Below are 24268 nucleotides of genomic sequence, written 5' to 3' on the forward strand. Positions count from 1 at the left end.
CCCGGGAGTGGGGTTCGAGTCGGGGAGGTGTGCAAGGCTCGGCGGGGGTCGCGCGTCCCGAGGAGGGACGCACGGCCGGCCGTCGGCGGATGCGGCCCCACCTGGTCCCCGGCCGGTCAGCGCTCGGCGACGCCCGCCTCGGCCGTCCCGTCGCCCGCGCGGGAGCCCTGGTCGACAACAGGTGCGGCATCGGGTCCGGCATCGGGGGCCGCGCGACGCGGCACCACGACGATCCCGAGCAGCCCCTGTCCCGCGTGCGCGCCGATCACGGCACCGACCTCCGAGACCAGCAGCCGGGCCGCCGACGGCAGCCTCTCCCGCAGTCTCGCGGCGAGGTCCTCGGCCCGGGCCGCGGCGCCGAGGTGGTGCACCGCGAGGTCGGCCCCCTCCCCCGCCGCGGCGACGGCGAGGTCGAGAAGCCGTTGGGCCGCACGGGCACTGGTTCGCACCTTCTCCAGCGGCATGATCCTGCCCTCGGACAGGTGCAGGAGCGGCTTGACGGCGAGCGCGGTCCCGAAGAGCGCGGCGGCGGCGCCGATGCGGCCGCCACGGCGGAGCCGTTCGAGGTTGTCGACGGAGAAGAAGACGCGGCAGCGCGACGCCACGTCGGCGGCGGCGTCCTCGACGTCGGCACCGTCGGCGCCCGCGTCGGCGGCGTCGCAGGCGGCCAGGACGGCGTAACCGAGTCCCATGGCCACGGCGCGGGAGTCGACGATACGGACGCGGTCGGGGCCGACCTCCTCGGCGGCGAGCCGTGCCGCGTCCCAGGTGCCGGAGAGCTCGCGGGAGAGGTGGACGGACACGACGCCGGTGGCACCGGCGTCGAGGGCTTCGCGGTAGACGTCGACGAAGGCGGCGGGGGTGGGCCGGGAGGTGTGGACGGCGAGGGTCTTGTCGGCGAGCGCGGTGATGAGCTCGGCCGGGCCGATGTCGTCGCCGTCGCGGCCGCTGCGGTCGCCGAGCCGGACCTCGAGGGGGACGACGCGGATGCCGCGTTCGGCGGCGAGTCCGGCGGGGAGATAGGCGGTCGAGTCGGTGACGACGGCGACGGGCACGACGACGGACCCTAGCGCCTCGACCCCGTATCCGGACACATCCGGCGCAGCCCGGTCACGAGCGGCTGCCGAGCACGGTCACGAGCGACGGAGCCCAGCAGCTCACGGACGACGGCCCGGCACCCACTACGGACGACGGCGCGACGAGTCCACAACGGACCCGACCAGCTCCGCCAGCGCCGCGCCGACCGCGGCATGCGCAGCCCAGCCCCAGTGCATGCCGTCGGGGTTGCCGTGACCGCCCCTGACGTGGTCACCGACGAGTGCGGGGACGTCGAGTACCCGGACCCCGGTCGCGGCCGCCCAGCGGCGCGTGGCGCGGTCGGCGGCGGAGCGGCCCGGGTGGACGCCGCCGTAGACCGCGGCCCGGTGCGGCGCGGGCAGGGTGGCGACGACGGGCACGTCCGGGCGCAGCGCGGTGACGGCGGCCCGGCACCGTTCCAGGTAGTCGACGGTGAGCCGCGGCGGGAGCGCGACAGGGCCGCCGCCCGGCAGCCTCGCTCCGGCTCGCGCGAGCCACGGCTGGGCCCGCAGGTAACCGTCACGGACCCGGTGGCGCAGCCGTTCGGGGCGCAGCACCGGGATGAGCTCACGCAGGGCGGTCGGCAGCGGCGACGGGAGGGCGTCCATGCCACCGACGCCGAGGACGAACGCGCGGGTGTGCGGCACGGCGGCCCAGACCCGGGGATCGTGGGTGAGCGCGTGCCAGGCGTGCCGGGCGGTCCAACCGGCCCCCGCGACGAGCTCGGTGCGGGCGCCGAGCGCGGCGGCGGCGACGTTGGGCCACAGCCGCGGGTCGTCGGCGGGCTCGGCGCGTTCGGGGCCGTGGAAGGCGAGCGAGTCGGCGATGACGAGCAGTGCCGACCCGCCCGTCGTCACTGGCTGAAGCCCATGTTGTAGCCGGTGAGGCGCCACATGGTGTGGCCGGGGCGGCGGGTGAGGACGGCCCAGCGGGCGTTGCCCATGCCGCCGACGGAGGGCCACACCGAGTGCGGCAGGGCGAGCAGCCCGGACACCATGCCGGCGATGACGCCGCTGTGGGCGACGAGCAGGGCGGTGACGTCGGTGCTGTCGTCGGCGAACTCGAGGTCGAGCTCCTCGACGACGGGCACGGAGCGGGCGACGACCTCGATGCGGGTCTCGCCGGAGGGCGGGCGCCACGCAGGGTCGGACCGCCACGCGGCGATGGAGCCGGGGCTGTCGCGTTCGATGTCGACGATGGCCCGGCCGCCCCAGTCGCCGAGGTCGGTCTCACGGAGCCGGGCGTCGTGCGCGACGGGGATGCCGGTGACGGCGGAGACCTCGGCGGCGGTGTCGGCCGCCCGGGTGAGGTCGGAGCTGAGCAGCCGGGTGGGTTTGAACCGGGCGAGCTCGGGCGCCGCCTCGCGGGCCTGGGCGAGGCCCGCGGCGGTGAGTCGGGAGTCGACGTGGCCCTGCATGCGGCCGTCGACGTTGTAGTCGGTCTGCCCGTGCCGCAGCAGGACGACCCTGCGCAGGCTCATCCGGCCGCGCCGGCGGAGTCGTCGTCGGGCTCCACGCGCGCCTCCGGGAAGTCGAGGACCGGGCAGTCCTTCCAGAGCCGGTCGAGGCCGTAGAAGCCGCGTTCCTCGGTGTGCTGCACGTGGACGACGATGTCGGTGAAGTCGAGCAGCACCCATCGGCCCTCGCGGGTGCCCTCGCGCCGCGTCGGCTTGACGCCGTGCGCGCGCAGCTTCTCCTCGACGCCGTCGACGATCGCCGAGACCTGGCGCTCGTTGGGCGCGGAGGCGAGCACGAAGCAGTCGGTGATGACGAGCTGCTCGGAGACGTCGAGTACCAGGATGTCCACGGCCTTCTTGTCCGCGGCCGCGGCTACTGCCACGCGTGCCATCTCGATCGCCTGATCGGTCGCCGTCACGGTTCCCCTTCCCGCGCGGCCCGGGGATCGGGACGGCGCGACACCGACGATTGTCCCAGGACGGGTGCGGCGCCCTCAGCTGGGCCGGTCGGGGGCCTTCCGGTAGAGCGACCGCTTCGAGATGTACTGCACGACACCGTCGGGGACGAGGTACCAGACGGGGTGGCCCTCGGCGACCCGGCGGCGGCAGTCGGTGGACGAGATCGCCATGGCCGGGACCTCGACGAGAGAGACCGACCCGTCGGGCAGGTGCTCCGCGTCGAGCTCGTATCCGGGCCGGGTGACGCCGATGAAGTGAGCGTTCTCGAACAGCTCGTCGAGCTTGCGCCAGGACAGGATCTGCTCGAGCGCGTCGGCGCCGGTGATGAAGAACAGCTGCGCGTCGGGGTTGAGGGTGCGCAGGTCGCGCAGGGTGTCGGCGGTGTAGGTGGGGCCGCCGCGGTCGATGTCGACGCGGCTGACGGAGAACCGCGGGTTGGACGCGGTGGCGATGACCGTCATGAGGTAGCGGTCCTCGGCCGGGCTGACCTCCTCGGCCGTCTTCTGCCAGGGCTGGCCGGTGGGGACGAAGACGACCTCGTCGAGCTCGAAGCGGTCGGCGACCTCGCTGGCCGCGACGAGGTGCCCGTGGTGGATCGGGTCGAACGTCCCGCCCATCACACCGATCCTGCGTCCACCACCGGTCCCGGGCTGCATCGGCGCAGCTTAGACAACGTCCGGGGCGATCATCGCGGGTAGGCGTGCCGGAACTGGACGCTGATCCGGGGTGGCGCGGTGCGGACCTTGGGGACGCTGTGCCGGCGGGTGCGCTGGCAGGTCCCGCCCATGACGAGCAGGTCGCCCGGGCCGGGCAGGAAACCGACGCCGGGCCCGCCATCGGTGGGTCGCAGCCGGAAGGGGCGTGGGGCGCCGAGGGAGACGAGCGCGACGACGGCTTCGGGCAGTTCGCGGGCGACGCGGTCGCCGTGCCAGGCGACACTGTCGGCGCCGTCGCGGTACAGGTTGGCCCCGACCTGCGTGAACTCGACGCCGTAGCGGCGGCTCAGGACGTCCGCGAGCCCGGCGAGCGCGGCCGGGGCGTCCTCGAGCCTCCAGCGGTGGGTGAGCCGGGGTTCGGCGACCATCCGGTCGTACATCCGGACGGTCCGCCCCGACCACGGCGTCTCGGCGAGGAGGGTGGCGAACAACCGGTCGGCCCCGCGCAGCCACCCGGACCCGTGGTCGACCCAGGCGCCGTCGCCGAGGTCGTGGCGGCGCACTGTCCCGAAGCCGCGGTCGACGTCGGGGTCGGGCCCGGGTCCGGTGTCGTCGAGCAGCGACGGCTGCCAGGCGAGGTCGATGACCATGCCGGACACGGTACACGTCTTCGAACGTAAGTTCGAACGAATCGTCAGGAGGGCTGGCCGAGGGCCGACGCGAGGAAGGTGAGCTCGCGGCGCATGGCAGCGGCGTCGGCGTCGTCGTGGCGGGCGACGGAGTGCCGGTAGCTCACGGCTGCGGCGAGGAGGTGCGCGGCGCTGTCGACGTCGGCGCCGCAGCGCGGGAGGGCGGCGACGATGACGTCGCGGATCTGGTGGACGAGCAGGTCGAAGCGGGTGCGCAGCGCATCGAGGACTGCGGGGTGGGTGTCGGCCTCACGCCAGAGCAGGTGCGACAGCAGGGCGGACGAGTCGAGGGAGGCGTCGAGAGCGTCGACGAGGCGGTTCAGGCTCTCGGTGACGTCACCGGCGACGACGACGGCCGCCGGGTCGACCCGCTCGTCGGGTAGCCGCTCGACGAGGGCTTCGAGCAGGTCGGGCTTGCGCGCGAAGTAGTAGTGCACGAGTCCCTTGGGCACGCCCGCGCGGTCGGCGATCCTCGACGTGGGGGTGGCCTCGAAGCCGGCCTCGGCGAACAGGGTCTCGGCGGCATCGAGGATCCGCTCGCGGGCGGGCCGCGCGTCGTCGGTCATCCGGTCATTCCCGCCTCGTGGTCGGCCGTGCGTCAGAAATCAGGTGGTCGCAGATCAGGACGCACGCAGCGGCCGCGACCCCGGGGTCGCGGCCGTCGCTACCACTGAATGGTCAGTGCTGCGCGGTGAGCCCGCCGTGACTGTGCTGAGCTGCCGGGATCGCGGTGAGTCCGACCACGACGGCGAGCACGCCGGCGACCCAGGACGTCCACGACGCCCCGAGGAGGTCGCTGTACCCGAGCACCCACGGCGAGATGAACAGCAGCACACCCAGGACGGCGTGGACGTACTCACTCGCGACGGATCCCGGCGCGCCGAGCGACCAGAGGCCGCTCACCGCGAGGAGGACCCCGAGGACCACGAGTGCCCACACGGCCGCGGAGTCGACGCTGAGGACCAGCGGCGAGAGTGCCGCCAGAACGCCTATCACCACTGCTGCCCAGTCCTGCCAGCGTTGCCATGACCTGGTGGTCATAGCGATCACCTTCTTTCCTGACGATGTCCTGAGTCTGCGCCTTGACTGACCGGCCGGTCAAGAACCGTGGCTGTCTGGTGGATCACCGGCAAGTGGGGAACAAGTCGGCCGCAAGTGGGGCGTCGCATCCTCGTCGTGTCAGCAAGCGACACGACCGCACGAAGGACCGGAGAGACCGATGACCGCCGCCACCGCGAGCACCCCCGACCTGCTCGGACTGCGACTCCTGCACCGCGCGATGCGCGCCGAGCTGCACCGCACGACCGCGATGGCCGAGCAGCTCGCCGACGTCCGTACCGGGTGCTCGCCCCGGCGCGCCAAGGCGATCGACAAGTGGGTGCGCGACCTGTGCGCCGAGATCCACCACCACCACACCGCCGAGGACCTCGACGCGTGGCCGGTCATCGCGGCCCGGGCCGGTGCCGCCGTCGACCTCACCGAGCTCTCCGACGACCACGCCGCCCTCGACCCGCTGCTCGACCGGCTGCGCGCCGCGTCCCACGCCCTGGCCACCGGCCGCCGCGAGGAGCAGCCCGCACTGGCCTCGGAGCTGGCCGCGGCACTGCGCGTCATCCGTGACGAGCTCGACGAGCACATCGAGGACGAGGAGCGCGACGTCTTCCCCGTCATCGAACGCTACGTCCCGGCGCAGGAGTGGAAGGCCGTCGAGGCCGCCGTGCAGAAGCGCAAGGGCGGCCCGGGGATCGCGTTCCAGGTGCCGCGGATCGTCGCCGCCACCACGCCCGAGGAGATGACGGCGATGCGCAAGGTCGCCGGTCCGGTGCTCGTCGCCCTGCTCGCCGTGATCACCCCGGCCTACAACCGCCGGGTCCGGCTCGTCTTCGGGTGAGCCTCAGGACAGCTGCGACTCGGCGCGCGCCACCCAGTGCTGCGCACCGAGGCCCCGGGCCAGCGCCGCGGCGGCACGGAAGTGGTCGTCGGCGGGCAGGTCGAGCAGTCGCGCGAGGCGGCCGAGCGTCTCGTCGACGGGTCCGAGGCTGACCGTCCCGCTGGAGAGCCCGGCGAGTGTCCCGGCCCAGGGGCGCAACGCGTCGTAGCACTCGGCGGCGACGTCGCGGTCGCCGAGCGCGACGGCGACCTCCGACCGCATCGCCATCCCGAGCTGCCAGTAGTAGGTACGACGCTGCGGGACGTCGGGCCGCCACACCTCCCGGGCCCGCGCGAGGTCGCCGGCCAGCACCAGGGCCAGCGCGTACGACTCGGCCGCCTCGACGGGAGCCCGGTCGTGCACCGTCGCGAACACGGCGACCAGCTGTTCACCGATGGTCCCCCGGGCGTGGGCGACGGCGAGCCCGCCGAGGACCGCGATCAGCCCGGCGTTGGTGACCCCGCCTGCCTCGAGCCGTGCACCGATCTCGGCGTAGGCCGCTTCTGAGGCGTCGAACTCGCCGGCCACGAGCGCCCGCAGCGCCGCGAAGATGGCCGACCAGCCGAGGGTGAACCCGAGCTGCCCGCCCGGTGCGGCGGCGACGGCGGCGTCGACATGCCGTTGTGCTGCGTCGAGATCCCGTTCCGACGCAGCATCCATGAACAGCAGGTGCAGTCCCTGGGCGCGGTAGCCGGGCAGGCCCGCGCGCTCGCCGAGCTCGACCAGCTCGGTGCCGACGCCCTTCATCTCGTGCCACAGGTCCGGCCCGAAGATCGCGTAGAAGCGGGCGTTGAGCGCGAGGCAGCGCAGGGCGGGGTCGGTGCCGTCACCGGAGGTCAGCGCGAGCGCCTCCGCGGTCAGCTCGCGGACGCGTTCCTCCTGCTCCCCCTCGATCTCGAACACCAGCGAGGTGAGCAGCCGGACCCGGTCGGCGGTGTCGCCGGCGGGCGTCCGCTCGAGGAGCCGTTCGAGGACCTCCACGAGCCGGGTGTCGACGGTGTTGTCCGCGCGCAGTGTCCACGACACGGGGGCGTCGTAGCAGGTCACGACCCGTGTCAACGTGGTGTCGGCGACCGGCGACCCGGCGAGTGCGAGGTCGAGCGCCTCGGCCCGGCGGCTCACGGCGGGCCCCGTCGCGCCCGACTGCGCCAGCGCGGACACGTGCGCGCACAACACGTCCAGCCGCGCCCCACGATCGAGCCCCGCGCGGTCGAACCGGTCGGCGACGGCGGCCCACAACCCCGCCGCCTGACGGTGGGCGCCGGCGGCCGCGGCGGCGCGCGCGGCGTCGGAGGCCAGGACGACGGCGCGGCCCGCGTCGACCGCCGCGCCCGCGGCGAGCGCGTGGTGGGCCAGCGCGCTGCGGTCGTCGGGCCGAACAGCGGACACGGCTTCCAGCGCCGCTGCGTGCGCCCGCGTCCGACGCAGCCGTGGCATGTCCTCGTAGAGCGTGTCGCGCACCAGGACGTGGGCGAACCGCACACTGGTGGGGTCGGGCTCGGTGAGCAGCCCCGACATGACGCCCAGCTCCAGAGCGTCGAGCGTCTCGTCCTCGCCCGCGTCGCCGACCAGGGCGAGCAGGGTGTCGACGTCGACGTCGCGGCCCAGCACCGCGGCCTGACGCAGCACCGTGCGTGCCGGGGCGGGCAGCCGGGCGAGCCTGCGGCGCAGTACGTCGCCGACCCCGGCGGGAACGGCGGTCGCGGCGGTACCCCAGCCCTCGGCAGCGGCCAGCCGCGCGGTCTCGCGGACGAACAGCGGGTTGCCGTCGGTGCGGTCGGCGACGCGGGTGACCTGCTCGTCGGTCAGCTCGCCGGAACCGTTGCGGCGCAAAAGCTCCACGATGGAGGCACGGTCGAGGCCGGTGAGCTCGATCCGGTCGCCGATCGGCCCGGCCAGCGCGGCGAAGGTGGCGGCCAGGTCCTCGCCCGCCTCCGCGGGGCGCAGCGTCGTCACGACGAGGAGCCGATGTCCCGCAAGGCCTCCCGCGACGGTGCGCAGCAGCTGCAGCGACTCGCCGTCGGCACGATGGAGGTCCTCCAGCACGACGAGGACGGGCGCGGCGCCGGCGTGCGAGGCGAGCAGGTCGGCGACGGCCGTCGCCAGCCAGAAGGTGCGGTCGGGCGTGATGGGGCCGGCGTCGAGCAGCGGAGCCAGGCGCTCGGCCAGGTCGGGGGCGGGCGGGTGCGCCGCGGTCAGGGCGGTGACGATCTCGCGCCACGGCCAGCCCGGCGGCGCGCCCTCGGCCTCCGGGCAGCGGCCGACGACGGTCTCCCAGCCGCCGGCGGCGAGCTCCGCGCGGAAACCCTCGACCAGCGTGGACTTGCCGACGCCTGCGTCGGCCGACACGAGCACGACCTGGGGCCCCGGGGTCCCGGCCCGTGCGGCGGCCGCCCGGAGCCGGTCGAGCTCGACATCGCGACCGAGCAGCAGGGGCGGGTCGACGACCGGGACGGCCTGGACGGGCGGTGCCGGCGGCGCGACGGGCGCGGCCGTGGCGGCACCCAGGTGCGGCGCCTGGGCGAGCACGTCGCGCTCGAGCTCCCGCAGTGCCGGTCCGGGGTCGACGCCGAGCTCGTCGGCCAGCCTGCGGCGGGCCCCGGCGAGCGTGGCGAGCGCGTCGGCCTGGCGCCCGGCCCGGTAGAGCGCGAGCGCCAGCAGCCGCACCGCCGGTTCCCGCAGCGGATGGTCGCGGACGTGCCGGTCGAGGTCCGGGACGACCGCCGCGTCCTCCCCCGTCGCGAGCCGGGCCTCGGCGAGGCGTTCCACGGCGTGCAGCCGCAGCTCCGCGAGCCGGGCGGCCTCGGGCGCGGCCCACGGCTCGTCGGCGAACTCGGCGTAGGCCGGCCCGCTCCAGCAGTCGAGGGCGGCCCGCAGCGGCGCGATCGCGGCGGCCGGCGGCAGCGCGGCGGCGTCGTGGAGGAGGCGGGCGGCGCGGCGGGCGTCGAGGCCGTCGGTTTCCAGCGCCAGTGCGTAGCCGGGCGCGACGCTGACCAGCACCGTCGCGGGGGCCCGCGGTGGGCGGTCCGGTTCGAGGATGCGACGCAGGTGCGACACGTGGACCTGCAGCGCGGCCAGCGCGCGCGGCGGCGGCTCACCCGACCAGATGTCCTCGACGAGCAGGTCGGCCGAGACGGGCTGGCCGCCCGCGACGGCGAGCCGCGCCAGCACGGCGCGCTGCCGCGGCCCGCCGAGGTCGGCAGGTCGACCGTCGACGTCCGCGCGCAGCGGACCGAGGACGGACACCGTGACCACGGACGCCACGATACGGACCCTCCGGACGTGCATCGTGATCAGCCGGGGAGCTGGGAGCGCACCTTCCGCGACGGCGAGAACATGAACAGGCTCACCAGGTCCGGCGGATCGACGACGCCGGGACCGCCGGCCCGCACCCACTCCACGACGCCCTCGGTGACATCGTCGTCGAGGACCTCGCGCAGCCACACCGGGCGGGCTCCGGCGGCCCGCCCAGCCGACGACGGCGACACCACCACGACGTTGGACTGGGCGCACACGTCGAGACAGTCGCTGGCCCGGACCCTGCCGGTGTCACCGACGCCGTCGGTGAGCCGGTCGAGCTGGGCGAGGTGGTCGACGCCCGGGTGCTTGCGCTCGGTGCCGCAGCAGCAGCCCCGGCAGACGGTCACGCGGCAGGGGGCGCCGGAGCGGCCGGGGCGTGCGGCGTGGTCACGGCCGGGTCGACGAAAGCTCACCGGTCACCGACCGCGGGGACGATCTTCACCCGGCGAGGGTACCCGGCACTCAGGCGTGGGCGTGTGCCCAGGCGGCGGCCTCCGACGCGACGTGGGCGACCGCACCGGCCCCCCACTGGTCGACGGCGGCGTCGCGCTCCGCCGGGTCCGCACCCGTCACGCGCAGGACGAGCCGCGCGCCGTGGCCCGTGCCCTCGCGCAGCTCGAGCCGGACGGTGTCGCCCGGCTCGCCGGGCGCCGCGTCGAACCCCAGGACGTGCGGCCGGTCGGCTCAGATCGGGAGCAGGGACTCCACGACCGTCGCGAGCTGAGCCGCCGTGCGGCACTCGTGCATCGGGACGACGTCCGCGTAGCGCAGCGCGGCCGAGTCGCCCGTCCCCCACTGCCGGCGCGGCTCCGGGTTGAGCCAGTGCGTGTGCCGGGCCTGCCCGGCGAGGCGGCGCAGCACCGTCAGGTTGGGGTCGCGGTAGTTGGTGCGGGCGTCGCCCAGGATCAGCAACGAGCTGCGCGGGGTGAGCGCGTCCGACCAGTACTCGGCGAAGCTGCCGAACGAGCCGCCGTAGTCGGAGTGGCCGTCGAACGCGACCAGCGAGGCCTCGCGCAGCACCCGGTTCATCACCCCGGACAGCTCCGCTCCGGGTTCGAACAGGTGCGTCACCTCGTCGGCACGCTCGACGAACGCGAACACCCGCACCTTGCTGAACTGTTCTCGCAGCGCCTGGACCAGCAGCAACGTGAAGTGACTGAACCCGGCGACCGAGCCGGAGACGTCGCACAGCACGACCAGGTCGGGCCGTCCCGGCCGACGTGCCCTGAACGCGGGGTTCATCGGCACCCCGCCGGTCGACATCGAGCGACGCAGGGTGCGGCGCATGTCGAGCTCGCCGCGCTTGGCGTGCTTGCGACGCACCGCGAGCCGGGCCGCGAGCCGGCGCGCCAGCGGGTGCACGGTGCGGCGCAGCTCGGCGAGCTGACCGGCGTAGGCGGAGAGGAACTCGACCTGCTCGGCCTGCTTGGGTACCGACGTCCGCGCGACCTGCTCGCGGCCCCGGGTCTCCGCGGTGCGCCTGCGGACCTCGTCGGTGATCATGTCGCGGAACCGGGCGATGCGGTCGCGGATCTCGCGGCGCAGCACCTCGTCGGCGAACGAGCCCGGCTCGACGTCCGCGTCGCGCAGCGCGTCGACGATCCGCGCCAGCAACGTCTCCGGCGACAGCATCCGCAGGGCCTGGTAGGCCGACCAGCTCGGCTGTGCCCCCGGCCGGTCACCCTGGCCACCCGAACCGGTGCGCGCCAAGGCGTCGACGACCGCGCGGGCCAGCTCGGCCAGCGCCGAGTCGTCGCCGTCGCGCAGCAGGTCGGCCAGCACGTCGCGCAGGGCGTCGACGTCGACGGCACCGTCCTCGTCGTCGCCGACCCGCGGGACCTCCACCTCACCGGAGCCCGCGCCCAGAGCCGCCGGGAAGTACAGGTCGAACAACGTGTCGAACACCTTGCGCTGGCCCGACCGGCGCAGCACCGCCGCCGCCAGCCCCTCGCGGAGGTGGTCGCGGTGCAGCAGGTCCAGCGCGGTGAGCACCTTCGCGGCGTCGATCGTCTCCCCCGGCCCCACCGCGACCCCGTGCGTCCGCAACGCGGCGACGAAGTCGACGAGATGCCCGGGCAACCCGTGCGGCGCGAGGAGGGCCATCAGTTCAGCCTCAGCTCCGCGGCGGCCTTGACCTGGTCGGACTGGTGCTTGAGGACGACACCCAGCGTCGCGCGCACGGCGTCGTCGTCGAGCGTGTCCATCCCGAGCGCGAGCAGGGTGCGGCCCCAGTCGATCGTCTCGGCCACCGACGGCGCCTTGCGCAGCTCCAGCCCGCGCAGCACCCGCACGGTGCGTACCAGGGCGTCGGTCAGGGCATCGGCCAGCTCCGGGACCCGGCTCGCGACGATCCGGCGCTCCAGGTCGGCGTCCGGGAAGTCGAGGTGCAGGAACAGGCAGCGGCGTTTGAGCGCCTCCGACAGCTCACGCGTGGAGTTCGACGTCAGCAGCACGAACGGCTTGCGCGTCGCGGTGATCGTGCCCATCTCCGGGACGGTCACCTGGTAGTCCGACAGGACCTCCAGCAGCAGGCCCTCGACCTCGACGTCGGCCTTGTCGATCTCGTCGATCAGCAGCACCGTCGGCTCCGCCCGGCGGATCGCGGTGAGCAGCGGGCGGGGCAGCAGGAACTCCTCGGAGAACACGTCGTCACGCGTGCGGTCCCAGCTCTCCGAGCCCTGGCTCGCGGTGATCCGCAGCAGCTGCTTCGCGTGGTTCCACTCGTAGAGCGCGCGCGACTCGTCGATGCCCTCGTAGCACTGCAGCCGCACCAGCTCGGACTTCGTCGACTCGGCGACGGCCTTGGCCAGCTCCGTCTTGCCGACGCCCGCCGGACCCTCCACGAGCAGCGGCTTGCCGAGCCGGTCGGCCAGGAACACGGTGGTGGCGACGGCCGTCGACGCGAGGTAGCCGGCGCCCGCCAGCCGCTCGGTCACGTCGGCGACCGAGCCGAAAGACGGCGACTGGAGAGGACTCACGACTCGCATCCTGCCTGCCGCGGGCCCGTTCCGCCCAGAGGCGGATGCACGGGTAGCGGGCGTCACAGGACGACGCCGCCGCGAAACCGTCGGGGGGAGCGGGCACGATGGGGTCATGGCTCCCCTCACCGCCCCTGCCCTGCGCGACCGCGCGGAGGAGCTGCTCGCAGGCCTCGCCGGGCCCGGCGCGCGGCTGCGCGAGGACCAGTGGACCGCGATCCACGCCCTCGTCGCCGAGCGCAGGCGCGCGCTCGTCGTGCAGCGCACCGGGTGGGGGAAGTCGGCGGTCTACTTCGTGGCCACCGGCCTGCTGCGCGAGCAGGGCGCTGGACCCACCGTCATCGTCTCACCGCTGCTGGCCCTGATGCGCAACCAGATCGACGCCGCGGCCCGCGCCGGCATCAACGCCGTCACGGTCAACTCCGCCAACGTCGACGGCTGGGACGCCACCTACGCCGCGATCGACTCCGGCGAGGTCGACGTGCTGCTGGTCAGCCCCGAGCGCCTCAACAACCCCGACTTCCGCGACCGCGTCCTGCCCCGGCTCACCGCGAGCGCCGGGATGCTGGTCGTCGACGAGGCGCACTGCGTGTCCGACTGGGGGCACGACTTCCGGCCCGACTACCGCCGGCTGCGCAACCTGATCGCCGACCTGCCCGACGGCATCCCCGTCCTGGCCACCACCGCGACGGCGAACGACCGGGTGGTCGTCGACGTCACCGAGCAGCTCGGGCTGGCCTCCGGTGAGCCGCTGGTGCTGCGCGGCACGCTCGACCGCGACAGCCTGCGCCTGTCCGTCGTGCCGCTCGCCACCCCCGCGCAACGGATGGGCTGGCTCGCCTCCCGGCTCGACGACCTGCCGGGCGCGGGGATCATCTACACGCTGACGATCCAGGCCGCCGAGGAGGTCGCGGCGTTCCTGCGCGAACGCGGCTACGCCGTCTCCTCCTACACCGGCAAGACCGACCCCGACGCCCGCCTCGCGGCCGAGGCCGACCTGCTCGGGAACCGCGTGAAGGCACTGGTGGCGACGTCCGCGCTCGGCATGGGCTTCGACAAGCCCGATCTCGGGTTCGTCGTGCACCTGGGGGCACCGGCGTCGCCCGTGGCCTACTACCAGCAGATCGGCCGTGCCGGGCGCGCGCTCGACCACGCCGAGGTCGTCCTGCTGCCCGGCCGCGAGGACCGCGACATCTGGAACTACTTCGCCTCGCTGGCGTTCCCGCCCGAGCCGCTGGTCCGCCAGACGCTCGACGTGCTGTCCGACTCCGCCCTGTCCACCGCCTCGATCGAGACCCGGGTCGACCTGTCGCGCACCCGCCTGGAGATGCTGCTCAAGGTCCTCGACAGCGACGGCGCCGCCAAACGGGTCAAGGGCGGTTGGATCTCCACGGGCGAACCCTGGTTCTACGACGCCGAACGCCACCAGCGCATCGCCGCGGCCCGCAAGGTCGAGCAGCAGGCGATGCTCGACTACATCGCCACCGACCGGTGCCGGCTCGCGTTCCTGCGCGCCCAGCTCGACGACCCGGGTGCCGACGACGACCCCCGCTGCGGCCGTTGCGACATCTGCACCGGGCAGGTGTTCTCCCCCGACGTCGACGCGGCGGCCGCCACCGCCGCGGCCACCCGCATCGCCCGGCCCGGCGTCGTCGTCGCGCCGCGCAAGCAGTGGCCCAGCGGCATGAAGGACGTCGGGATCGCACTCTCCGGGCGCATCTCCGCTGGCGAGGTCGCCGACGAGGGTCGCGTCATCGGCCGCCTCTCCGACATCGGCTGGGGCACCCGGCTGCGCGAGCTCGTCGAGGGCGACGACCAGCCCGTCGGGAAGGACGTGCTCGACGCGGTCGTCACCGTGCTCAAGGGGTGGGACTGGGCGGCGCGCCCGGTCGGGGTGGTCGGCATCGGGTCGCGGACCCGGCCCCACCAGCTCGACCACCTGGCCCGGCGGATCGCCGAGATCGGCCGGCTCCCACTGCTCGGGACGCTCGCGCCGGCGGGCGAGCGCCCGCCCGCCCGCGACAACTCCGCGCAGCGCCTCGCCGCGGTCGCCGACGCCTTCGACACCGGCTCGCTCCCACCGCTCGACGGGCTCGACGGACCGGTCCTGCTCGTCGACGACGTGATCGACTCCGGCTGGACGATGACCGTCGCCGCCCGCGCGGTCCGTCTCGCCGGGGCCCCGGCCGTGCTGCCGTTCGCGCTGGCGCAGTCGGGCTGAGGGACCTGGCTCACCGGGCCGCGCGCCCGGCTCGCCCGGGCCGGGCGCCTGGCTCACCCGAGGGTCGTCATCGTGACCGCCAGCGTCGTCGAGCCCAGCTCGACCGTCACCTCGCCCGGGCCCACGGATACCGAGGCGTCCCGGGGGCGGGCGCGGATGCGCAGGTCGGCGGCCTGCGGCCGGCCGGCCGCCACCCACCCCTCGACCAGTGCCGCCAGCACCTCTGCCGGGCCCGGACCCGGCGCGCCGTGGTCGCGGACCCGCGCGGGCCCGCCGTCGGGGTCCTGCACTATCGCCGCGAACCCGCCCGTCGGCCCCGGGAGGACGAGCGCCACCCGCGCCCCCCCGACGTCGACGAACCCGTCCGCCGCGGCCGATCCCGCCGCGTCGTCGCGGGCGACCAGCCGCACCGTCGAGGGCTCGGCCAGCGACAGCCACAGCCCCAGCCCGTCCCAGACGTCGGCGGGTGAGAGCCGGATGCCCAGCTCCCGCTCGGCGCCGGGCAGCCCCAGGGCCGCACGCAGCGACGTCGACAGATCGCCTGCGCCGTTGCCCTCCACCGCGGTGTGGTCGACGACCGGGTCCGCCGTCCAGCCGGCGCCCAGCGTGACAGCGGCGTCCGGACCGGCCCCGATCCCGCGCAGCCGGATGAAGGCGCACGCCCGCACCGACGAGCTGCGCAGCACCCCGTCGCCGCCGAGGTCGAACGCCACCGAGACCTGGCTCCCCCGCACCCGCAACGGCAGCAACAGCCGCCCGCCCGGCGCGAGCTGGCCCACCCACTCGGGGCGGACGTCGGCGCTGCCGACGGTGAGCACGATCCGGTCGTAGGGCGCCCCCGGAGGGTGGCCCGCCGCGCCGTCGGCGACGACAAGCGTGACGTCCCCGCTGCCCGCCGCCTCCAGATGTGCCGCCGCCGAGACGACGAGGTCGTCGTCGATGTCGACCGACGTCACCGACCCCTCCGGCCCCACCAGGTGAGCCATCAACGCCGCGTTGTACCCGGTCCCGGCCCCGATCTCGAGAACCCGCTGCCCGGGCCGCAGGTCCAGCTGCTCCAACATGATCGCGACCATCGACGGCTGCGACGCCGAGCTCACCGCCACCCCGCCGGCATGCTTGGTGACGACCGCGGCGTCGGCGTACGCGGTCTCGACGGTCGACTCCGGCAGGAACAGGTGCCGCGGCACCTCACCCATCGCCCGGGCGACCGCCTCCGACCGCAGCCGCCCGTCGCGGCGCAGCGCGTCGACCATGCGCGCCCGCGCCCCACGCGCGGAGTCCATCCGCGGGAGTGTGCCACCGCGCGCCCACTCGGGCAGCCCGAACGATCACCGCCCCCTCCGCCGAGTTCGACGAGGGACTGATCCACACGCCATGAGAACCAGGCCGGTGCCGGACTCGGCGGGAGGGGTCGGCCGCCTGGCGGTGCGGGCCGGGGCCGGGGTCAGCGGGTCGGCGCGGTGAGGGGGACGAGGTCGTCGGCGTGGACGACCTCGCGGCGCTGCTCGGGGGGCAGCTCCGAGGTGCGGCGGCCGATGATCCCGGGGAGCTCCGCGGCGTCGTAGCCGACGACCCCACGGGCCACGACGACACCCTCCGGTCCGACGAGGTCGACGACGTCGCCCGCCACGAAGTCGCCGGAGATGCCGTGGATTCCCGCGGCGAGCAGGGAGCGGCGGCGGCCGATGACGGCGGCGACGGCGCCCGCGTCGAGGTCGAGGCGGCCGTGGACGTCGGCGGCGTGGCGCAGCCAGAACCGGCGCGCCGACATGCGTCGTCCCGAGGGCCGGAACGCGGTGCCGGTCTTGGGCCCGTCGGCGGCCGTGTCGAGTGCGGCGGCGACCTCCTCGGCCGACGTCAGCAGCACCGGGATGCCGGCGGCCGACGCCATCGCGGCGGCGGTGATCTTCGTGCCCATCCCGCCGCGACCCAGGCTGCCCTGGCCGGGCTTCGCGATCTGGACGGCCTGCAGGTCGGCAGGGTCGTCGACCTCCGCGACCAGCGACGACCCGGACTTGCGGGGGTCGCCGTCGTAGAGGCCGTCGACGTCGGAGAGCAGGACGAGACCGTCGGCCCCGACGATGTGCGCGACGAGGGCGGCGAGCCGGTCGTTGTCGCCGACGCGGATCTCGTCGGTGGCGACCGTGTCGTTCTCGTTGACGACGGGCAGCACGTCGAGCCCGAGGAGGCGCTCCAGGGTCCGCTGCGCGTTGCGGTAGTGGGAGCGGCGGATCATGTCGTCGGCGGTGAGCAGGACCTGGCCGATGGCGAGGTCGAACCGCGCGAACGACGCCGAGTAGGCGTGCGCGAGCAGCAGCTGCCCGACGGACGCCGCGGCCTGCTGGGTGGCGAGGTCACGGGGCCGGCGCGTCAGCCGCAGCGGGGCGAGCCCGGCCGCGATGGCCCCGGAGGAGACGAGCACCACCTGGGTCCCGGACGCGCGGCGGTCGGCGAGGGCCTCGACGAGCCGGTCGAGCCGGGCGGGGTCGATACCGCCGTCGATGCTGGTCAGCGACGACGACCCCACCTTGACGACGATCCGCCGCGCCGCGGCGAGCTGCTCCCGTGGCGTGGGGGCCGCGCGTGGTGTCATCGTCGGCCTGCGTGCGCGTCGTCGGGGCCGGGCTCCTCCGACCAGACGCCCTCGTCCCAGGGGTCCTCCTCGACGGCGGCGGACGGGGCGGGGTCGTCTGGGTCGTCGCCGAGGTCGGCCTCGGCCTCGGCGGCCAGCTCCTCGTCCGTGCGGTGGCGGCGGCGGTCGATGCGGGCCGCCTTGCGGACGTGGGCGCTGACGCGGTCGTTCTGGTCGAGACGCCGGTCGGTGCCGCGGCCGGACATCATCGTCGCCACCCCGGCCGGTGTGCTCGGCTCCCACTCGAACGTGACGTCGCCGATCGTGACGTCGCAGCCGGGGACGGCACCCGCGGCGGCGAGGGCCTCCTCGACGCCGAGCCGGGCGAGCCGGTCGGCGAGGTACCCGATGGCCTCGTCGTTGGTGAAGTTCGTCTGCCGGATCCAGCGCTCGGGACGGGCCCCGCGGACGATGAAGCCGCCCTCGGACTCGGGATCGACGTCGACGGTGAAGCCGGAGTCGTCGACGGCCTGCGGGCGGATGACGATGCGCGTCGGCTCGGCGACGGGCTGCGCCGCCCGGTACTCGCGGACCTGCTCGGCCATCCCGAAGGACAGCTCACGCAGACCGGCGCGGCTGGCGGTGGAGATCGGGTAGATCGGCCAGCCGAACTCCGCGCTCAGGTCGGCGGTGACGATGTCGACGAGGTCGGCCGCGTCGGGCACGTCGATCTTGTTGAGCGCGATCAGCCGCGGCCGCGACGCGAGCTCGCCGCCGAGGGCCGGGGTGTAGCGGGAGAGCTCCTCCTCGAGGGCACGGACGTCGGCGACCGGGTCGCGACCGGGCTCGAACGTCGCGCAGTCGACGACGTGCACGAGCACCGAGCAGCGCTCGATGTGGCGCAGGAAGTCCAGACCCAGACCACGGCCCTCGGACGCGCCGGGGATGAGGCCGGGGACGTCGGCGACGGTGAACACCGACTCCCCCGCGGTGACGACGCCCAGCTGCGGGACGAGGGTGGTGAACGGGTAGTCGGCGATCTTCGGGCGGGCCTGGGACAGGGCCGCGACCAGCGACGACTTGCCCGCGGACGGGAACCCGACCAGGCCGACGTCGGCCATCGACCGCAGCTCGAGGACCAGGTCCAGGGCTTCGCCCTCCTCGCCGAGCAGGGCGAAGCCGGGGGCCTTGCGGGCGGCCGACGCGAGCGCCGCGTTCCCGAGCCCTCCGCGCCCGCCCTCGGCGGCGATGAACCGGGTACCGGCCCCGACGAGGTCGGCGACGATCTCACCGTCCTCGGTGAAGACGACGGTGCCGTCCGGGACGGCGAGCTCGAGGTCCTCGGCGTTGGCGCCCGCCCGGAAGCTCCCCTGGCCTTCCTTGCCGTGGCGCGCCTTGGCGTGCGGGCGGTGGTGGAAGTCGAGCAGGGTGTGCACCCCGGGGTCGACGACGAGCACGATCGAGCCACCACGGCCGCCGTTGCCGCCGTCGGGACCACCGAGCGGCTTGAACTTCTCCCGGTGGACCGAGGCGCACCCGTTGCCACCCGCACCGGCGATGGCGTGCAGCACGACCCGGTCGACGAACCGAGACATCTGACTTCTCCTACCTCATGGAACCCTCATGCAACACAGAACGGCGGGCCACCCGGAAGGGCGGCCCGCCGTCTGTAGGAACGTTCGCGGTGGTGCAGGCCTCAGACGCTGACCGGGACCGGGACCACGTTGACGATCTTGCGACCGCGCTTGTAGCCGAACTCGACCGCACCCTCGACCAGGGCGAACAGCGTGTCGTCGCCACCGCGACCGACCCCGTCACCGGGGTGGAACTTGGTGCCGCGCTGGCGGATGAGGATCTCGCCCGCGTTGACGGTCTGGCCGCCGAACCGCTTGACGCCGAGCCGCTGAGCGTTGGAGTCACGCCCGTTGCGCGAGCTGGACGCACCCTTCTTGTGAGCCATGTCCAGGTCTCCTTACTTGCTGATCGCCGTGACCTGGACCTTCGTCAGCGGCTGACGATGGCCCTGACGCTTGTGGTACCCGGTCTTGTTCTTGAACTTGTGGATGCGGATCTTCGGGCCCTTGGTGTGCTCGACGACCGTGGCGGTCACCGAGGCCTTGGCCAACGCGTCCGCGTCGGTGGTGAGCTGGTCGCCGTCGACGAGCAGCAGGGCCGGCAGGCTGATCTCGGCGCCGGGCTCACCATTGATCTTCTCGACGGTGAGGACGTCGTCCACGGCCACCTTGTACTGCTTGCCGCCGGTCTTGACGATCGCGTACATCGTTGACGCACGACTCCTGAATATCGGGGGACTCGAGGCACGCTGCGTGCGCGCCGCCACATCCCGTCGACAGGCGCGGGCGCGGCTCCGATGTCCCAGGGTACGGAACTGGATTTCCCAGGGTCAAACCGGGTCCCCGGTCTACTCCTCGGCCCCGGCGGGCGGACCCGCCGGACGTGATGCGGTACGCCGCTGCCTGCGCGGACGTGCCTCGGTGACGGGCTCGGGCTGCGGCGGCACCGTCACCGGGACCGCAGCAGCCTCCTCCGTCGCGGGTGCGGGCACCGGCGCGGTGATGACGGCCGCGGCCGCCCCGCTCGGCGATCCCGCGGTGCGGGTGACACGGCCCCGGCGGCGACGCGGACGCCCGCCCGGGTCGGCGGTCTCCTCGTCGTCGTGCGGCGCGACACCGTTGGCCGCTCCGCCGGGTGCGGCACCGTTGCCGGCGGCAGTGCCGGCCGGCACGTCGCTGTGCGACGTGCCGCGTCCGTCGAGCGCCGCCGGGGCGGCACCGTTGCGATCCGGGGCGCCGTTGCGCCCGGCGTGACCGGCGACGGCAACGGGGGTGTCGTCGGTCGTGGCCGGAGCAGACGCGAGCGGCGCCTCGTCGGCAGCCGCGACACCGGCGACGGCCGCGTCGACGGGCTCGGGAGTCGCCCCGGACGTCCCGGTGGACGTCCCGGTGGGCGTCTCGGCCGCCGGCTCGGTGACCGGCCCGGCGGGTGACGCGGCAGCGGACCCACGACGGGCCCGGACCCGGCGGGACCGGCCCCGCGGGGCCTCGACCTCCGCGACCGGTGCGTCCGCCACAGCGACCTCGGAGACCTCCGGAACCTCGGCTCCCGCGGAGACCCCGGCGGCCTCGGAGACCACAGCGGCCTGGGAGACCACAGCGGCCTGGGAGACCACAGCGGCCTGGGACGCAGGGGCCTCGGACGCAGGGGCCTCGGACGCAGGGGCCTCGGACGCAGGGAGCTCGGACACAACCGCAGGCGCCGGAGCGCCGTCCGGGTCGTCGGCACCCGCGAGCCGCAGCGCGGGCGGCTCGGCCGCCGCGCCCTTGGCATCGGACGCGATCGAGGCAGCCACGGCGGCGATCGCGTCCGAGGCCACGTGCCGCTCCTCGCCCTGCTCCTGGTGCGCGTCGTCGCGACGGTTGCGGTTGCGGCCGCGACGGCCCTCCCGCTCGTTCTGCGCCCCCTTCTGGTCGTGCTTGTGGTCGCTCCTCGACTCGCCGTTGTCGGTCGACACGATCACGCCACGGCCGCGGCAGTGCTCGCAGGGCGTGGAGAAGTGCTCCAGCAGCCCGCCGCCGACGCGCTTGCGCGTCATCTGCACCAGCCCCAGCGAGGTCACCTCGGCCACCTGGTGGCGGGTGCGGTCGCGGGCCAGGCACTCGGTCAGCCTGCGCAGCACCAGGTCGCGGTTGGCCTCGAGCACCATGTCGATGAAGTCGACGACGATGATGCCGCCGATGTCGCGCAGCCGCAGCTGACGGACGATCTCCTCGGCCGCCTCCAGGTTGTTGCGGGTGACGGTCTCCTCGAGGTTGCCGCCGGACCCGGTGAACTTCCCGGTGTTGACGTCGACGACCGTCATCGCCTCGGTGCGGTCGATCACCAGGGTGCCGCCGGAGGGCAGCCACACCTTGCGGTCGAGCGCCTTGAGCAGCTGCTCGTCGACCCGGAACTCGGTGAACACGTCACCGGGGCCGGTGTGGCGGTGCAGCCGCTCGGACAGCTCCGGGGCGACGTGGCGGATGTAGTTGGAGACGGTCTCCCACGCGTCGTCACCGGAGACGACCAGGCGGGTGAAGTCCTCGTTGAACTGGTCGCGGACGACCTTGACCAGCAGGTCCGGCTCCTCGTAGAGCAGCGCGGGCGCCTTCACCCGGCCCGGACCGGTGGTGTCGGCCTTGGTCTTGACGACGTCCCACTGCGCCTGCAGGCGGCGGACATCGCGCTCCAGGGCCTCCTGGGTCACACCCTCGGACGCGGTCCGGATGATCACCCCGGCCTCGGACGGGACGATCTCCTTGAGCATGTCCTTGAGCCGCTTGCGCTCGGTGTCGGGCAGCTTGCGGCTGATGCCGGCGGTGCCGCCGGACGGGACGTAGACCAGGAAGCGCCCGGCCAGGCTGATCTGCGTGGTCAGCCGGGCACCCTTGTGCCCGATCGGGTCCTTGGTGACCTGGACGAGGACGCTGTCGCCGGTGGACAGGGCCTGCTCGATGCGACGGGCCTTGCCGTTGAGGCCGGCGGCGTCCCAGTCGACCTCGCCGGCGTAGAGCACGGCGTTGCGGCCACGACCGATGTCGACGAACGCCGCCTCCATGCTGGGCAGCACGTTCTGCACGCGGCCCAGGTGGATGTTGCCCACCATCGACGAGCCCGAAGGGCCGTTGCCGTCGGCGGTGCCGCCCGCGACGAAATGCTCGACGAGCACATCGTCCTCGAGGACGGCGATCTCGATGCGGTCGCCGTGCTCGCGGACGACCATCGAGCGGTCGACGGACTCGCGGCGGGCCAGGAACTCGGCCTCGGTGAGGATCGGGACGCGACGGCGGCCGGCGTCGCGGCCGTCGCGGCGGCGCTGGCGCTTGGCCTCGAGCCGGGTCGAGCCGCGGACGCTCTGGACGCCGTCGGAGGCCTCGTCGTCGTTGCCGCGCTCGCGGGGGGCGCGGACGCGGGTGACGGTGCCGGGCGGGTCGTCGGAGGACGAGTCGGAGTCGTCGCCGCTGCCACGGCGGCGACGGCGGCGACGCCGGCGGCGCGAGCTGCCCGCGTCGTCCGAGGCCTCGTCGGAGTCGTCCTCGTCGTCGTCGGAGTCGTCCTCGGACGACGAGTCCTGGGACGTCGGGTCGTCGCCGGCGGCCGGGTCGTCGGACGGGCCGCCGGTCGCGGCGTCGGTGTCGTCGTCGGAGCCGTCGCCGTTCTCGGCGTCGGACCCCTTGCCGCGGCCGCGGCCACGACGGCCACGACGCCGGCGCCTGCGGCCCGCACCGTCCTCGTCGTCGCCGTCGGAGTCGTCCGCGCCGTCGGCCGTGTCGTCGGCGGAGTCGTCCGTCCGGTCGTCGGCGGTGTCATCGGACGGGTCGGCGATGTCGTCGGCGGCGTCGTCCGCGTCGGTCACGGCGTCGTCGGTCGGGTCCTCGGCGGCGGCGTCCGGACCCGTGCTGTGGGCGGGCGTCACGACGCGGAACGGGTCGGCGGCGTCGGGGGCCGTCGACGCGGCCCGGGCGCGCCGGGTGGCGCGGCGCTCGGCCGCAGGGGCCTGGAACACCGGGGCGGCGAACAGTGGCGGCGGCGCGGCGGCCTCGCTCACGGGCGCGGCCGGGGCCGGCTCCGTGAGCAGGCCGGCCGGGATGTCGGGCAGCGCAGGCGCGGGGACCGTCGTCGTCGCGTCCTCGTAGGCGTCGTCGACGACAGCGGTCTCGTCCTCGGCGCCCGCATCGGGCAGCAGCGCCGTGACGACCCGCTCCGCGAGCGACCGGTCGACGCTCGACTGCGGGCTGCGCACCTCGGCGCCCAGCTCCGACAGGGTCGCGAGCACCTCGCGGCTGGTACGTCCGATCAGCTTGGCCAGGGCGTGCACCCGCAGCTTGGCGGGCAGATCGGCCAGCACGGACGGCCCGCCGGTGCTACCGGCGGGCGCATCGTTGTTCGACATTCAGCTCCTTCGCCCCCGGGCGCCTCCTGGTGAGGGGGCGGCCGCGCAGGGGCCATGCGTCATTCGTTCTCTCCCCACGCGGTGCGCGGGGAGCAATCCTCAGCTGCGGTGAATCTCGACGGCGGCCGAGACACGGCGCAGGGGGCGCCGCTTCACGTCGAGCCGCTCAGATCTGGGCGGTGACCCGGTCCGAGCCGAGCGGATCGGCGAGGTGTCCCGAGTCGTCGAGCAGTCCCTGCGCCATCCGGGTCGCCCTCGCGGGGACCGGCGGCGTGAGGCCTGCGACAACGTCGAGCGCACCCAACACGTCGTCGGGTCGAACGGCGGGTGTCGTCTGCCGTACGACCACGGTCAGTATCGCACAGCCCGCAACCGCTGCGGCGCCACTCACGAGCCCGGGACCGTTGCTCGCGGTCACGACGGTGGCGCTGACCAGGGCTTTGCGTACGTCGATCTGTTTGCGACCCGACGGCGTGACACGCTCGATGACGACGGACTCCTCCGCCAGCAGCGCGTCGACCGCCGCGCGCAGGTCGGCCTCGGCGACCCCCGGCAGCTCGATCGCCCAGCGCGTCGCGTCGATCCGGTCGGCCAGCGCCGGTGGCGATGCCACGACGGCCTCCAGCACGTCGAGACCGGACGGCAGGGCCCGGTCGAGCGCGTCGACCAGCACCGCCGGGTCGACCTCGCGGGTCAGGCCGATCTCGAGGTACTCGGCCTCGCTGGCCGTGCCGGTGGGCGCGGCGCCGATCCAGGACAGCCGCGGGTGCGGGCTGAACCCGTGCGAGTGCGACACCGGGACCCCCGCGCGGCGCACCGCACGTTCGAACGCCCGGGCGATGTCGCGGTGCGACAGGAAGCGCAGCCGGCCCCGCTTGGCGAAGCGCAGCCGAATCCGCTGCACCGTCGGGGGTGCCGGGTTCGCCGCCTCGCCGGGCCGCACGCGCGCCATACCCGCAAGGGTACGGAGGTGGCGC

At 74.6% G+C, this 24268-nt stretch carries 21 protein-coding genes; 2 read left to right on the plus strand and 19 right to left on the minus strand.

What is annotated here, in order from left to right; all coding sequences use genetic code 11:
* Positions 1-116 precede the first annotated feature (116 nt).
* From TOK_RS25465 to TOK_RS25500, 8 genes are all read right to left on the minus strand, one after another.
* Positions 117-1055 (minus strand): DegV family protein, encoded by a 939-nt coding sequence (locus TOK_RS25465; RefSeq protein WP_098960836.1) that lies wholly within the window; start codon positions 1053-1055, stop codon positions 117-119.
* 126 nt (positions 1056-1181) lie between these two features.
* Positions 1182-1934, minus strand: a complete 753-nt coding sequence (gene octT, locus TOK_RS25470) for a diglucosylglycerate octanoyltransferase (protein ID WP_098960498.1) — start codon at positions 1932-1934, stop codon at positions 1182-1184.
* The gene (locus TOK_RS25475) at positions 1931-2557 is read right to left on the minus strand and encodes a histidine phosphatase family protein (RefSeq protein ID WP_098960499.1); all 627 of its coding nucleotides are present in this window, start codon (positions 2555-2557) and stop codon (positions 1931-1933) included. The genes octT and TOK_RS25475 overlap by 4 nt, the downstream gene beginning before the upstream one ends.
* Positions 2554-2952 (minus strand): ribosome silencing factor, encoded by a 399-nt coding sequence (gene rsfS / locus TOK_RS25480; RefSeq protein ID WP_098960500.1) that lies wholly within the window; start codon positions 2950-2952, stop codon positions 2554-2556. The genes TOK_RS25475 and rsfS overlap by 4 nt, the downstream gene beginning before the upstream one ends.
* 75 nt (positions 2953-3027) lie before the next feature.
* Positions 3028-3648, minus strand: a complete 621-nt coding sequence (nadD, locus tag TOK_RS25485; RefSeq protein ID WP_098960501.1) for a nicotinate-nucleotide adenylyltransferase — start codon at positions 3646-3648, stop codon at positions 3028-3030.
* A gap of 29 nt (positions 3649-3677) precedes the next feature.
* Positions 3678-4298 carry an alpha-ketoglutarate-dependent dioxygenase AlkB gene (locus TOK_RS25490; RefSeq protein ID WP_098960837.1) on the minus strand — a complete coding sequence of 207 codons (621 nt, stop codon included), beginning with the start codon at positions 4296-4298 and terminating at the stop codon, positions 3678-3680.
* A gap of 44 nt (positions 4299-4342) precedes the next feature.
* Entirely contained in the window at positions 4343-4903 is a 561-nt protein-coding gene (locus TOK_RS25495; protein ID WP_098960502.1) for a TetR/AcrR family transcriptional regulator, read from the minus strand.
* Between the two features lie 112 nt (positions 4904-5015).
* The gene (locus TOK_RS25500; protein ID WP_172457780.1) at positions 5016-5378 is read right to left on the minus strand and encodes an SPW repeat protein; all 363 of its coding nucleotides are present in this window, start codon (positions 5376-5378) and stop codon (positions 5016-5018) included.
* Positions 5379-5556: 178 nt separating this feature from the next.
* On the opposite strand from TOK_RS25500, the gene TOK_RS25505 reads away from it, so the two are divergent.
* A complete protein-coding gene (locus TOK_RS25505) occupies positions 5557-6228 on the plus strand; it encodes a hemerythrin domain-containing protein (protein ID WP_098960504.1) in 672 nt (223 codons plus the stop codon).
* 3 nt (positions 6229-6231) lie between these two features.
* On the opposite strand, the gene TOK_RS25510 is transcribed toward TOK_RS25505, so the two are convergent.
* From TOK_RS25510 to TOK_RS25525, 4 genes are all read right to left on the minus strand, one after another.
* Complete coding sequence (locus TOK_RS25510) at positions 6232-9522, minus strand: BTAD domain-containing putative transcriptional regulator (protein ID WP_216362100.1); 3291 nt, start codon at positions 9520-9522, stop codon at positions 6232-6234.
* Between the two features lie 38 nt (positions 9523-9560).
* Positions 9561-9914, minus strand: a complete 354-nt coding sequence (locus TOK_RS25515; protein WP_216362101.1) for a hypothetical protein — start codon at positions 9912-9914, stop codon at positions 9561-9563.
* A gap of 337 nt (positions 9915-10251) precedes the next feature.
* Positions 10252-11670 carry a VWA domain-containing protein gene (locus TOK_RS25520; RefSeq protein ID WP_098960507.1) on the minus strand — a complete coding sequence of 473 codons (1419 nt, stop codon included), beginning with the start codon at positions 11668-11670 and terminating at the stop codon, positions 10252-10254.
* Entirely contained in the window at positions 11670-12554 is an 885-nt protein-coding gene (locus TOK_RS25525; RefSeq protein WP_098960508.1) for a MoxR family ATPase, read from the minus strand. Before TOK_RS25525 ends, TOK_RS25520 begins: the two co-directional genes overlap by 1 nt.
* 106 nt (positions 12555-12660) lie before the next feature.
* Between TOK_RS25525 and TOK_RS25530 the strand changes: the two genes are divergently transcribed.
* Positions 12661-14766 (plus strand): RecQ family ATP-dependent DNA helicase, encoded by a 2106-nt coding sequence (locus TOK_RS25530; protein WP_098960509.1) that lies wholly within the window; start codon positions 12661-12663, stop codon positions 14764-14766.
* Between the two features lie 53 nt (positions 14767-14819).
* On the opposite strand, the gene TOK_RS25535 is transcribed toward TOK_RS25530, so the two are convergent.
* The 7 genes from TOK_RS25535 to TOK_RS25565 form a co-directional block, all read right to left on the minus strand.
* Entirely contained in the window at positions 14820-16052 is a 1233-nt protein-coding gene (locus TOK_RS25535) for a methyltransferase domain-containing protein (protein WP_098960510.1), read from the minus strand.
* Between the two features lie 161 nt (positions 16053-16213).
* On the minus strand, positions 16214-17362 hold the full coding sequence (proB, locus tag TOK_RS25540) for a glutamate 5-kinase (RefSeq protein ID WP_098960511.1): 1149 nt from the start codon (positions 17360-17362) through the stop codon (positions 16214-16216).
* Positions 17359-18936 carry a GTPase ObgE gene (obgE, locus tag TOK_RS25545; RefSeq protein WP_098960512.1) on the minus strand — a complete coding sequence of 526 codons (1578 nt, stop codon included), beginning with the start codon at positions 18934-18936 and terminating at the stop codon, positions 17359-17361. Before obgE ends, proB begins: the two co-directional genes overlap by 4 nt.
* A 101-nt stretch (positions 18937-19037) precedes the next feature.
* The gene (gene rpmA, locus TOK_RS25550) at positions 19038-19301 is read right to left on the minus strand and encodes a 50S ribosomal protein L27 (protein WP_098960513.1); all 264 of its coding nucleotides are present in this window, start codon (positions 19299-19301) and stop codon (positions 19038-19040) included.
* A gap of 12 nt (positions 19302-19313) precedes the next feature.
* The gene (gene rplU, locus TOK_RS25555) at positions 19314-19622 is read right to left on the minus strand and encodes a 50S ribosomal protein L21 (protein WP_098960514.1); all 309 of its coding nucleotides are present in this window, start codon (positions 19620-19622) and stop codon (positions 19314-19316) included.
* A gap of 141 nt (positions 19623-19763) precedes the next feature.
* The gene (locus TOK_RS25560) at positions 19764-23291 is read right to left on the minus strand and encodes a translation initiation factor IF-2 N-terminal domain-containing protein (protein WP_098960515.1); all 3528 of its coding nucleotides are present in this window, start codon (positions 23289-23291) and stop codon (positions 19764-19766) included.
* Positions 23292-23457: 166 nt separating this feature from the next.
* On the minus strand, positions 23458-24243 hold the full coding sequence (locus TOK_RS25565; protein WP_172457781.1) for a TIGR03936 family radical SAM-associated protein: 786 nt from the start codon (positions 24241-24243) through the stop codon (positions 23458-23460).
* Positions 24244-24268: the final 25 nt, after the last annotated feature.

It is taken from the genome of Pseudonocardia sp. N23 (assembly GCF_002583555.1).
In the GTDB taxonomy this organism is placed as follows: Bacteria; Actinomycetota; Actinomycetes; order Mycobacteriales; family Pseudonocardiaceae; genus Pseudonocardia.